This is a genomic window from Phormidesmis sp. 146-12, assembly GCF_052939495.1.
In genome coordinates this window covers 115,839-128,290 of record NZ_JBJPHS010000002.1, presented here as the reverse complement: position 1 = coordinate 128,290, position 12,452 = coordinate 115,839, and the positions used below count along the sequence as shown (strand labels likewise).

Annotated in this window: 12 protein-coding genes; 2 read left to right on the top strand and 10 right to left on the bottom strand. The window is 48.9% G+C overall.

The genetic code is table 11. The annotated features are described in order from the left end of the window. Positions 1-306: 306 nt before the first annotated feature. From acs to ACKFKF_RS01755, 4 genes are all read right to left on the bottom strand, one after another. Positions 307-2,271, bottom strand: coding sequence for an acetate--CoA ligase (gene acs, locus ACKFKF_RS01770; protein WP_446866095.1), 1,965 nt, complete (start codon positions 2,269-2,271; stop codon positions 307-309). A 93-nt stretch (positions 2,272-2,364) separates the two neighbouring features. Continuing rightward, positions 2,365-2,676, bottom strand: a complete 312-nt coding sequence (locus ACKFKF_RS01765) for a type II toxin-antitoxin system RelE/ParE family toxin (RefSeq protein ID WP_446866094.1) — start codon at positions 2,674-2,676, stop codon at positions 2,365-2,367. Continuing rightward, on the bottom strand, positions 2,676-2,942 hold the full coding sequence (locus ACKFKF_RS01760) for a type II toxin-antitoxin system ParD family antitoxin (protein WP_446866093.1): 267 nt from the start codon (positions 2,940-2,942) through the stop codon (positions 2,676-2,678). The genes ACKFKF_RS01765 and ACKFKF_RS01760 overlap by 1 nt, the downstream gene beginning before the upstream one ends. Positions 2,943-3,084: 142 nt before the next feature. After that, positions 3,085-5,061, bottom strand: coding sequence for a hypothetical protein (locus ACKFKF_RS01755; protein WP_446866092.1), 1,977 nt, complete (start codon positions 5,059-5,061; stop codon positions 3,085-3,087). A gap of 351 nt (positions 5,062-5,412) precedes the next feature. Between ACKFKF_RS01755 and fabG the strand changes: the two genes are divergently transcribed. Then, positions 5,413-6,174, top strand: coding sequence for a 3-oxoacyl-[acyl-carrier-protein] reductase (gene fabG, locus ACKFKF_RS01750; RefSeq protein ID WP_446856675.1), 762 nt, complete (start codon positions 5,413-5,415; stop codon positions 6,172-6,174). 113 nt (positions 6,175-6,287) lie between these two features. On the opposite strand, the gene ACKFKF_RS01745 is transcribed toward fabG, so the two are convergent. Continuing rightward, positions 6,288-6,950, bottom strand: a complete 663-nt coding sequence (locus tag ACKFKF_RS01745) for an SDR family oxidoreductase (RefSeq protein WP_446866091.1) — start codon at positions 6,948-6,950, stop codon at positions 6,288-6,290. Positions 6,951-7,147: 197 nt separating this feature from the next. Between ACKFKF_RS01745 and ACKFKF_RS01740 the strand changes: the two genes are divergently transcribed. Continuing rightward, a complete protein-coding gene (locus tag ACKFKF_RS01740) occupies positions 7,148-7,531 on the top strand; it encodes a DUF2614 family zinc ribbon-containing protein (RefSeq protein WP_446856673.1) in 384 nt (127 codons plus the stop codon). Positions 7,532-7,649: 118 nt separating this feature from the next. Here ACKFKF_RS01740 and ACKFKF_RS01735 read toward each other — a convergent pair whose 3' ends face one another. The 5 genes from ACKFKF_RS01735 to ACKFKF_RS01715 form a co-directional block, all read right to left on the bottom strand. Beyond that, positions 7,650-8,021, bottom strand: a complete 372-nt coding sequence (locus ACKFKF_RS01735) for a slr1957 family protein (RefSeq protein ID WP_446866090.1) — start codon at positions 8,019-8,021, stop codon at positions 7,650-7,652. A gap of 321 nt (positions 8,022-8,342) precedes the next feature. Next, complete coding sequence (locus ACKFKF_RS01730) at positions 8,343-9,236, bottom strand: DUF6816 family protein (RefSeq protein WP_446866089.1); 894 nt, start codon at positions 9,234-9,236, stop codon at positions 8,343-8,345. A gap of 38 nt (positions 9,237-9,274) precedes the next feature. Beyond that, entirely contained in the window at positions 9,275-10,141 is an 867-nt protein-coding gene (locus ACKFKF_RS01725) for a DNA-methyltransferase (protein ID WP_446856670.1), read from the bottom strand. A 63-nt stretch (positions 10,142-10,204) separates the two neighbouring features. Then, positions 10,205-11,437, bottom strand: coding sequence for a 4-hydroxy-3-methylbut-2-enyl diphosphate reductase (locus ACKFKF_RS01720; RefSeq protein WP_446856669.1), 1,233 nt, complete (start codon positions 11,435-11,437; stop codon positions 10,205-10,207). Between the two features lie 58 nt (positions 11,438-11,495). Further along, positions 11,496-12,338, bottom strand: coding sequence for an SGNH/GDSL hydrolase family protein (locus ACKFKF_RS01715; RefSeq protein WP_446866088.1), 843 nt, complete (start codon positions 12,336-12,338; stop codon positions 11,496-11,498). Positions 12,339-12,452 lie beyond the last annotated feature (114 nt).

Here is a 12,452-nt window from a genome sequence, read left to right as displayed (position 1 = left end):
GTGAGAGACTTTAATCTAGAATTCTCATGCAAAAGTTTCTCAGAATGAGGAGTTGAGGGGCAGAAGAATTGAACAACGAAGCAGAAAACCTCAGTGAAAAACTTCATCGAATTGACGTTTAGATATTGACGTTTAGATAAGGTTTCTCGTTCAAAATTTCTCACTTATGGAGGATTTAGGAGACAATCCGACTCTGAAACCAAAGCGAAAGACTTCATCAAGTTCACATTAAACCCAATTCACATTAAAAAAGGTAGACGAATCGCCTACCCATTGGGAAGTTGGATCTTCTTGAGATTAGAAATCTTAGCTTTGACGAAGCTTTTCTAAAACGCTGCGGTCTTCTAGCGTGGAGGTGTCACCCGAAATTTCGACCCCGCTAGCCAGATCGCGGAGGAGTCGTCGCATAATTTTGCCCGATCGCGTCTTGGGTAAAGCGTCAGCAAATCGGATTTCACCCGGACGAGCGATCGCGCCAATCTCGTTGACCACGTGTTTTTTGAGTGCTTTGGCCAGGTCGTCGCTGGGCTGATGATCGCCCTCCAAGGTGACAAAGGCTACAATGTCTTGCCCTTTTACTTCGTCGGGTTTGCCCACGACAGCGGCTTCTGCGACAGCAGGATGAGACACCAGAGCAGATTCAACTTCCATTGTGCCTAGCCTGTGTCCGGCGACATTGATCACGTCATCCACGCGACCCATCACCCAAAAGTAGCCGTCTTCATCTTGTCGGGCCCCGTCTCCTGCAAAGTAGGTGTAGTGCCCTTCTTTAACTGGAATGTGTTCCCAGTAAGTTTTGCGGAAGCGATCGGGGTCGCCAAAGACCGTTCGCATCATGCCCGGCCAGGGATGCCGAATCGCTAAATATCCCCCCTCATTCGTCGGCACAGAATCGCCGTCCAAATTGACTACATCCGCTAAAATTCCCGGAAAAGGCAGCGTTGCAGATCCTGGTTTGGTCGGAATGGCCCCTGGCAAAGCGGTGATCATAATGCCGCCTGTTTCGGTTTGCCACCAGGTATCAACGATCGGACATTTTTCTCCTCCAATCACGGTGTGATACCACATCCAGGCTTCGGGATTGATGGGTTCGCCGACCGTTCCCAACAGCCTCAAGGAAGACAAATCGCGCGCTTTGGGATGTTCGTCGCCCATTTTGATGAAGGCTCGAATCGCTGTAGGAGCGGTGTAGAGAATCGTGACCTTGTGTTTTTCAATTACATCCCAAAAGCAGCCTGGGTTTGAGGCGCGAGGGGCCCCTTCATACATGACGGTGGTGGCTCCGTTGGAAAGTGGCCCATAGACGACATAGCTATGCCCTGTGATCCAGCCTACGTCGGCAGTACACCAATAAACATCCGATTCCTGGAGGTCAAAGATCCATTTGGCGGTGATGTGGGCGTAGAGATTGTAGCCGCCTGTCGTATGAACGACTCCTTTGGGCTTGCCCGTGCTGCCGGACGTGTAGAGAATGAACAGCATATCTTCGCTATCCATCGGTTCGGCAGGGCATTCGGCAGAAACCTCTGTTTCGAGATCGTGCCACCAAAAATCCTGGCCGTCTTTCATCTCGATTTGTTGAGCGGTGCGCTTGACCACAAGAACTTTTTCGACAGGCACATTGGGATGAGAAAGGGCTTTGTCTACCTGAGTTTTGAGCGGCACGATCGCATCCTTTCGCCAGCCTCCATCCGCTGTGACAACGACTTTGACCTGACCATCCATCAAGCGATCGCGCAGCGCTTCGGCACTGAATCCCCCAAATACGACCGTGTGGGCGGCTCCAATTCGAGTACAGGCCAGCATGGCGATCGCCGCTTCTGGAATCATCGGCATATACAATCCGACCACATCGCCTTTTTTAACACCCAGGTGTTTGAGAACGTTGGCAAACTTACAAACCTGCTGGTGGAGTTGGGCATAGGTCAGCGTCAGGGTATCCCCGGGTTCACCTTCCCAGACGATCGCGGGCTTGTCAGGACGAGTAGTGAGATGGCGATCGAGGCAGTTGTAAGACAGATTGGTTTTACCATTGACAAACCATCGGGCAAAAGGGGGATTGCTCCAGTCCAGCACCGTATGCCAAGGTTGAAACCAATGCAATTCTTGAGTGGCTAAATCTGCCCAAAATTTTTGCGGGTCGGCTTGAGCGCGATCGACCAGTTGCTGATAGTCTTCTAAACTTTTGATGGTGGCTTTTTGTGAGAACTCAGCCGAGGGAGGAAAGACGCGATCTTCGTGCAGAGTGGATTCAATATTGGATTCAGCCATTTTGTTGGGTTTATCAGAATTAGGATCTTCTCTAAAAAAACGATACTGGTTTCTGGGGAGCGATCGACCAACAGGAGTCTTGAGTTTCGTGAATCATTGATCATCGGGGCTTGAGAACAGTGCTTCTAGGTCTTGATAGCCACTCACCACCCGTGCAATTTCCACTTCCTCGGTCGTTGAGCGGTAAAGAATTAAATAATCTTCAAATGAGAGGCTTCTCAAACCCGACGATAGTTCATCCCGTTTTCGTCCGATATTTGGAAACTGAGTGAGCGTTAAAAACTTCTGATTGAGCTTGTCAATAAATTTCTCAGAGGCTCTCATTCCACTTTGATCAGCAATATAGCCACTGATCCGCTCAATATCTCGGCTTGCTTGCACAGCAATGATATATCTTGCGCTCATTAAGAGAGTTTCTCCTGTCTCTTTTGGAGTTTGACTTTTAACTCCTGCATAAAAGTTTCACCATCTACTGTTTCACCGCGATCGAGTTGCTCAATGCCGATCATGACCTCGCGCTGAAGTTCTTCAAATCGTCCTTTGTAGATGCGTTCTCGTTCTTCCAAAAGCTTGACCCCAGCATCAATCACTTCACTAACCGAGGAGAACTTACCGATCGCGATTTGTTGTTGAATAAACTGTTCAGTTTCGGGGGTGAGTGAGATGTCCATAGTTGACTGAGACTGAGGAGAGTTCTTCTTATTTTAGCGATCGATTTCAAGGAGTCTTGAGTTTCGTATTCCGGTTCAAAGTCCCTCACGGGTGGGGAATCTAGAAAGCTGCCCGGAGTAATCATCGCAGAGAAAGATTAGTCTAGCGCCCGATCGCTTTTCTCCAAGCCTGAATCTGTAACTGTGCGGCTGCGTAGGCCTCGGTGCGGGGGGGGATTTTTTGAGCCGTGGCGATCGCGCCCAAAACGTCTGTGTCAGCTTGAACGATCGCCGCCTGCAAAATCTGCTGACTCCATTGAGTGATTGCCTGATTAGCCTCCGTTCGTAGAGAAGTCGTCCCTGGCACCCCATCTGCTAATCGAATTGCCTGTGACAACGCATCCGGCGTGCCCCCATTGGCCGCATCTCTGGCTGCTTGCAGGTTGCTTTGGGCTTGAATGCGGTTTTGCCAGTTTTGCACTTTTGCCTGAGCATTATCGTAAAGTGCACTGCCAGAATTGACCTGTTGAGCCGCCGCGATCGCACTCAGCAAATCTCCGGCATCCGCCAACGTGTCCGCCTGATCGAGAATTGGCTGGTCTTGCAGTCGAGCAATCTGCGATCGCCACTGCCCAATTTTGCCCTGAGCCTCGTCGTAGAGCGATCGTCCTGATGTGATCCGTCTGGCCTCGTCGATCGCCGACTGTAACCCATTCACATCGCCAGCGCTTGCCATTTGAGTTGCCTGGTCGAGAATCGGCCGATCCTGCATCTCTTGCATCTGACTCGAAACTTGACTGACCAGTTGTTGCGCTTCTTTAGACCGAGGATTGTCAGACGGAACGAGAGACGCTTGCGCGATCGCCTCCGCTAAATCATCTGATCTACCCGATTGAGCCAGTTGCCGCGCTCGTTCTAGTTGTGCCACATCACTCTTTTCTAGCTGCCAACGGGCGATCAGTTTTTGGGCTTTATCGTAATAAGGGCGGCCCAATTGGAGATCTTGGGCTTGAGCGATCGCCGCCTCAATGTCTGCCGCCGTACCACCCCAGGCTTTTGACTGCGCTCGTGCAATCACATCAAAATCTTCGATCTCACGCTGCAACTTTGTATTCGGTGGAATCTTGCTAATGATATCCAGCGCGCCTGACAGGTCTTTGCGATCGAGTCTGGACTGAGCCAAATCCATCATTTCTTGACCTACCTTGGCAACGGTTTCTTGAGCTTCCTGGTAGACATAGCTCTTTTCATCAATGCTAGAAATCAGTTTGACCGCTTCGAGTAGATTGGTTACGCCGCCGCGATCGATCAAGTCTTTTGCTTTGGCTAACTTACTAATGTCCTGACGAGTCGCTGTAATGATGGTGGTGAGTTCTTGATACTTGGTGGTTTGCCAGAAATTATTGTCGATCGACAGCAACCGGGCCGCCTCCGAAGAAGCCTTACGCCAGTTTTGTTTTCGCAGCGCGTCTTCAACTCGACCATAGATAGTCTCTGCTTCAGCCCAAATGCCCTGCCACTTCTCAATCCGCTTCTCAATCTGGTCGTGGGCGCTGGTGTTGTTGGGAATCTTGCGAGCCACGTCGATCGCTTCCTTGAGTTTTCCGGCGTGAAATGCTTCATCTGCAAGCCCTAAAATATCTTCGGCCCACTGCTCGACCAGACGGTTTACTTCGTCATGAAGGGGATGGTCAGGCGGCAAACTGTTGACTAATTTAATCGCTTCGAGCAGATCATTAACGGTTTGTTTGTTAGCGGCAAGCTGGGCACAGTGCATTCGCAGCGAGGCCGAGGCCAGTGGCCAAAAAATTGCGGGACAGTTGGGAACGGCGGGTAGCTTAAACAGGAACCCGATCGAGAAAGCGGTCAACCCCGTCGTCATGACCAATCCCAAAATGACAGCCGTCTTCCAGTTGCGGAGCCGTTTCCAGGTCGCTTCGGGTGGAGTGTCAGGCGGACTATCTCGATCAAGCGTCTGCTTTGAGGAATCGGTCTCTGAGGAAGACGTTTGCCTTGTAGAGGCCTTGTGCGAACGGTCTAGATTTTGAGACGATGAGTTGGCCGCCTTCCTGCGGGGCTGAGGCTGCGAAGGTTTCGGAATCCGCCGATTAGGAATGCCGCGATCTCTAGTCATAGCCACCGTAAAAACTGCGCGATTGCCAAGGATATCTTAAACCGCAAAGCAATAGATGCAATCCTACTCTTCATCTTGAAAAAAAGCCAACTTTGGAGGGATGGGAGGAGGAGGGAGGAGGGAGGAGGGGATGAGAGGGGGATTTAGGTGTTGAGTTTTGGACTCTGAACTTAAGATCTGAACTTAAGATATGAGGAGTCCTCTGGGTGTTAAGGTTCGGTTTCTAAATTTTGAACTTGGAACAACACCCGACGTGAACATTGGTCTTCATCCCTCATCCCTCATCCCTCATCCCTTCTTCTCTAGTTCTCCTTTGCCGATATGATCAGATCCGCACAGAACTGAGAGGAAGCCGTTATGGAAGCATTGCCAACAGAGCTACAGTTGTCGGGGAAGGTGGCGATCGTCACAGGTGCGTCACGGGGAATCGGTCGATCGACGGCGCTGGCGTTGGCATCGGAGGGCGCGAAGGTGGTCGTTAACTACGCCAGTTCTAGCGGGGCGGCTGAAAAAGTGGTCGAGGAGATTTCTGCATTGGGAAGTGAGGCGATCGCGGTCGCTGCGGATGTTTCTAAAGCGGATCAGGTCGATGCGCTGGTCGAGTCTGCGATGACAAAGTGGGGCAGAGTGGATGTGTTAGTCAACAATGCTGGCATTACTCGCGATACGCTGCTGTTGAGAATGAAGCTAGAAGACTGGCAAGCAGTCATGGATTTAAACTTAACGGGCGTGTTTTTGTGCACCAGAGCCGTCAGCAAAATTATGTTGAAGCAGCGATCGGGGCGCATTGTCAACATTACGTCGGTCGCGGGCCAGATGGGCAATCCGGGACAGGCAAATTATAGTGCGGCAAAAGCGGGAGTGATTGGTTTTACGCGCACTGTGGCTAAAGAGCTTGCTAGTCGGGGCATTACGGTCAATGCGGTCGCACCGGGATTCATCACAACCGACATGACGAATGATCTGAAGTCGGATGAGATTCTCAAATACATTCCGCTAGGTCGCTATGGTCAGCCCGAAGAGGTCGCCGGAATGATCCGATTTTTGGCTGCGTCTCCAGCAGCCTCTTACATCACGGGACAGGTCTTTAACGTGGATGGCGGCATGGTGATGGCTTAGGAATTTTGAGGAAATGAGCGGCGATCGCCTTTGACCTCGACAAAAATTTGCGCCAGAGTTGCAAGTTCTAAAATGGAATGAGTTTGATTCCTTGATTTCTCATTCCTCGATCGCTAGTCCAGTTTGAATTCCTCAAAGTCTGGAGTGCCGTAGATCATTTCGCGATCGACCGCCGATAGAACTCGATTGTTTGACTGATCGCGACTCACACAGCGACAGACTAGCTGCGCCACATCCGCCCGATGAATCGTCCCCGCAATTTTGGGATCTTCGGTCAAGATGCCGTTGCCAGTCGCAGGTTCAGATTTGAGTCCGCCTGGTCGAACGATCGTGTAAATCAATCCACTCTGGATTAAATGCTGTTCGGCTTTCTCCTTTTCTTTGAGAACTTCACCCAGGGTTTGCAGAGCTTGAGGCGGCAGAGCCACCGCACTTTCACCACTGCCGATCGACGTGACTAAGATGAATCTGCGAACGCCCGCTTTTACGGCTGCATCAATTAAATTTTTGTTGCCCAGATAGTCGGCGCGTTCTCCATCCTGGGGCTTGCCGCCGATCGTGCTGATTACGGTGTCGATGGAAGTTCCGCTCATGGCTGACTCAACTTGATCGAGACTCATGGCATCGGCGATCGTGACTTCAATTCCCAAGGCTTGCAATTCGGGGGCGGCGGCTTGAGATCTGAGCAGTGCCTTTAGGCTGAGATTTTGCGCCGTCAGACCCTTGGCAATTTCTCGACCGACTCCTCGACTGGCTCCTGCTAAAAAAATTGTCATGCTCAATTCCTGGTAAAGGTTACGCTGATTAAACTTTGGAGCAGTTTTGTGTGCCCATCGATCAGATAACTTATGCTGTAGAGAGTGTCGATCGCAAGTCGGAAACCTGATCCCCTTTGAGTAGAGATAGCCGTCCCCTGAGCGACGATGGGATCTGCTTCAATTAAGATAGTTTATTTCATTTCCAGGAGTCTGCTGTGAACCAGAACAGCCTCAACAATCTTCAACTGAGTATCACTGGCTTTGGTCGCCTGCTGACCCTGATTGGGTTTGTCTGGTTGCTGACGGCGCTGGGGTTGGGATGGTTGATTAAGTCGTTTTTTGTTTTGTTGGGTCTGCTGTTGTTGGCTCCGGTGGTGGCGTTTTTTGCGTTTCAGTGGTGGCTCAAGAAAAACCTGGTTCAGGCGGCTTGTCCGGTTTGTAGCTATGAGTTTGCGGGCATCAATCAGGCTGACATTCAATGTCCTAGCTGTGGGGAGCCGTTGCAGGTCGAGCAGGGACGCTTTAAGCGAATGACTCCTTCGGGTACGATCGATGTCGAAGCAGTAGAAGTGTCAGCCCAAGTCATTGATGAAGGGTAAAGATGAAGATTAAGGACGAAGGTTAAAACATTCTTTAGTCTAATAAAATTTGTTCCAAAAAAAGAGGGATAAGCTACCAGGCTCACCCCTTTTTTTAGCTTTAACTTGCTAAGAAATTCTAGATTTCTTCTTCCTCAAAACAAGGAAAAGATTCTTCGTCATCCATTCGAGCAACGACGATCGCGCAGAAAGCAAACGCCAAAACAAAAGGCATTGGGGACGACATAAAATAGCCTGACGCAGCGGCAATGACGGTACTTACAAGAGCGCTGAGACACCAGATTCTTTCCTCGGTGCTAAGACCTTTTTCTGCCTTGATGGACTTGAGTACCTGAGTGGGAATCGGGACAGGCATCACTGCATTTGGAGGAAACGCCCAATAGCTCGATCGCTCGACAAACCAATCAGTCCAGCCGTTATCTTGGCACCAATCAGCAATCCATTGTTCGCAATAGTGATTTATGTTCCAGGGCTTAAGAAAAGAGGTCATCTGGGGTTCTAAAAAAGAGGGAATACAGGTGGTTTGAGTGAGCGGATTTGGAGATTAGCGATTCCTGACTTTCAGAAATGCTGACTGAGATAGATTGTCTAAAGTGTTGAGTTGCTTTTGAGGAAGAGCCGCAATGACTCGTAAATTCTCAGACAGCAAATGAACCGGATGAATTACCCGTCAATATTCTGACAATAGCAAAGGCATTTCTGGGATGGACTCGAAAGACAATAAAGTTTACTTTGCTGACGATTCTTGCAAACTTCTGTAATCATTGCTTGTAAATTGCTTACAGAGTCAAATTTCTAACGTTACAAAAAATCACTCTGAGGGCAGACTCACCGCTTCTACAGGCACAAATTCCAGTCGATAGCGATAAAGCGCCACAGGTCTTTCGCCCGTTTTGAAGTAATCAGGATCTTGAGAAGACAAATAGACCGCCGTCATCTGGTCAGCGACGACCCCTTGCGGGTAACTCGAAGAGATCGCAGGCGTTCTTCTCTCCTCACTCCTGTCTCCTCTCTCCTCACTTTCTCCTCTCTCCTCACTTCTCCGATAGGCTGTCGTCGTCTCGACCTGATTGAGATAGGGTTGGGAACTGCCGCGAAAAATCTGCTGAAAGATTTCTGTCGTGATGAATTGATTTAAAGCAGGCGTTTCAACAGATCTGGCGTTGACGATCGACACTAGCTGACGATCATCCCTCAACAGCGTAATTTGCCGATTGGGAGACTCTGGATCGACTTTGACCGCCAAAACCGCTCGATCGCCCAGATAAGCCTTTGCCAAATTCAAACCATTGAAGGCGCGATCGGCGACAACTTCTGGGGTTCGTGACCGTTGTTGCAGCGATTTGAGGGCGGCAGCAATGCGATTTTTGGCAGACCCTTGTTTAACAAACCGCACATCAAACTTAACGGGCTGATTTAAATAGTCACGATTGCTCTCAAAGCCGGGAGTGACCACTTCTGGAGCGAGGGGTGCAACCAAATCGACGAGCGTACTGGTGACGTGCCAGGTTCCTTTAAGCCAGGTGGGATAGATCAGATCGCCCTGAGCCGTTTGGATGGGCGGTTTGGACTGCCATTGAGGAAAAGCAGCCACTCGATCGGACAACACACCCGCCTGAGCCGGAAAACTCCAGATCAAATAGAGAAAGGCAAAAATGAGGCTGTAAATAAATCTTCTGACCGTTCTAGCGTCTTGAGGGCCCATAGCAGTCCGGATGCGATCGATTACCCTCACTTTACCGTTCACCGGATCTTTTTTCTGCGCGCCTCATTTTTGCGATCGAACCAGAACCACTCTTCATCTGACATCGATTTTGCAATTTGAATACGCTGAACTGCCCAACTTAAATATTCGGCACTGAGATCACAGCCTAGCCATTTTCGTCCCAATTGTTCGGCGACGACGGCGGTCGTTCCGGAGCCTAGAAAGGGATCAACAATCACATCGCCTCTTTGAGAAGACGCTAACAAAAACTTTCTGACTAATTCTTCTGGTTTTTGAGTCAGATGATTTGTTTTTTCATCCATTCCATTACAAGTTGTCGGAATCTCAATTACGTCTCTTGGTTTTGCGCCTTTGGGATTAGGGTGCCAAATTTTTTCATGACTTCCATATTGACTCGTCTCGGCTTGAGGTCGATCGGGATACTTTAGCGTGTGTTCGCTATAGAGAATCCGCACGTTTTCTACATTCATATAAAACTTTTTGGTCTTCCTAAAATGCAGAATGCTTTCGTGCGATCGCCCCCAATCGTTAGACAAATTTGCTTTGTTTTTGTAGTGCCATACTAGCCAGCGACAACCCTGAAAATATTGAGAAGCAGGCAACTTCAAATCCGCCAAAATTTCAGAGAATCCACAAATATAAACGGTGCCCGTCGGTTTGAGAATTCGGGCAACTTGTTCGATCCATTTTAGTGACCATTCGACGTAGATCTGCTGGGATTCAAAGGTGTCCCATTCTGCTTTTTTAAGATTGTAAGGAGGGTCAGCAAACACCAGATCGACCGAGTTGGAATCTAGCGATTTTAGCCAAACGATCGCGTCTCCTAACCAAATTTCTCCATTGGCATGAGTGTAAAACGATCGAGGCGAGTCTAAAGCATTCATGCAGCAAAAATTGGGGTGACAAGACTCATTTTCCCCGGATCACCCCAACTTTCCAAACTTCTTCTAAACCATCGAAACAGCCGCTTTGAGCGCAAAGATTTTTTCAATCACATCAGCCACAACTTTATCGGGTGTCGAAGCGCCAGACGTAATGCCTACCACGATTTCACCATCGGGAAGCCAATTTTTGGTGACTTCGAGATCCCGATGCAAAGGTTTGTGTTCGATACGATCGCTCGACAAAATTCGATCCACACAATCAATGTGATAAGAGGGAATGGAACGATCGATCGCAATCTCTTGCAAGTGGGTTGTGTTTGAAGAATTGTAGCCGCCAATCACAATCATCAAATCTAGCTTTTCATCCACTAACTCAAACATGGCATCTTGACGCTCTTGAGTCGCATCGCAAATCGTGTTGAAGCTGAGGAAGTGTTGACTGAGTTGATCGGGGCCATACTTCCGCATCATGGTGTGTTCAAATAGCTTGCCAATCTGCTCTGTTTCGCCCTTCAACATCGTGGTTTGGTTAGCGATACCAATTTGTTGTAGATCGCGATCGGGGTCGAATCCTAATGACGTTGAATTCTTGAATTTGTTGAGAAATTCTGTGCGTTGGCGAAGCCTCTCGCTCTGCGAACCGCCGCCATTCAAAATATAGTTCGCGACGTATTCCGCTTCCTTCAGATTCAGCACGATTAAGTAAGTGCCCGCAAAGGAACTAGTGGCGATCGTTTCTTCGTGGTTATATTTGCCGTGAATGATTGATGTGTGAGCAACTTTTTTATGTTTTTCGACGGTATTCCAGACCTTTGAAACCCAGGGACAGGTCGTATCGACGATCGTACAGCCGCGATCATTTAACAATTGCATTTCCTGCACACTTGCCCCAAACGCGGGAAGGATGACAACATCGCCATGCTCAATCCCAGAAAAATCTTTTTCACCCGCGATCAATTCAATAAAATGCACATTCATCTCGCGCAAACGCTGATTGACCGAGGGATTGTGAATAATTTCATTGGTAATCCAAATCCGCTCAGTGGGAAAGTGCTGCCTCGTCTCATACGCCATCGCCACGGCTCGTTCGACTCCCCAACAAAACCCAAACGCCTGCGCTAATCGAATCGTCACGTTGCCGCGTTTTAAGGTGTACTGACTCTCGCGAATCTGCTGAATCAGGTCGCTCTGGTACTCAGAATCCATCACGTCTGAAACTTCGGCATCGTGACCAAACCCTTTGCGGTGGTAGTTTTCAGAACTGTTGAGCGATCGCTTAAATGCTTTGGTGTCCATCGGGCTTCCTTGAGATGACGCGACTAGTGATGATCATAGGACGAATTGAGCGTAGGGACTAGCTTTCGGATTTTGAGGTGTCCAATTCCAACTGGCTAAAGGTTTGAATCGCCGATCGCCACACCAGATAACCTTGAGAACTCAGGTGCAGTCCATCAGTAGTTAGTTCTGATCGCAGGTAACCTTCGTTGTCTACAAAAAGTGGTTGTAAGTCCAGATAAGAAACGTTGGCGGACTGAGCGATCGCAGCAATTTTTTGATTTAAGTCATGAATTCGCTCGTTAGAAATATCGAGTAAGCGATCGCGTTTTTCGTTGGTTGACTTGTTAGCGTGAGGCAGGATTGATTGAACAATAATTCTACTTTTGGGATGAGCCTCTTTGAGATCCTGAACGATTTTTTGATAATTTTCTAACAAGTCTTGGTCAGATACGCCTTTGACAAGATCATTAATACCAATCATCAAAAAGATTGCTTGAGGCTCTGTTTTTTCAAAAAGATTCAAGCGCTTGAGCAATCCCGCAGAGGTTTCGCCTGATATCCCTTGATTGAGCCAGGTACGATCGCTGGGCAACAACTCCGGTGGAAACCACAAACTCAGCGAATCCCCAACCAAAACGGTTAAGCGATCGGGCTTATTTTTGACCGCAGCCTTCGCTTCTTTGTCTAACAAATCAACCCATTGTTCATAGGTCAATTGTTGTCGTGACTCCAGCTTAGAAACGATGTCAGCAGCTTCTTGAGCATCCGTTGTCGAAGCAGGAAGCGGCGTAATTTTGATCCGCGATGAATTGCTCGGAGACTCATTTCTCAACAACAATAAAGCCACCGTCGCCAGCAGCAAACCATTCGTCACTAATGATATCAACGCCCAGGCGGGAAAAGATTTAGAGTTTGCCACGGCCATAAAAGGAAAGGATGAGGGATGAGGGATGAAAAAAGAGGGCTAGTTATCAGGCAGGGTGTAATGAGCATCCATTGTAGGGGCAATGCCCCCGTGCTTACCCCTCTTCCT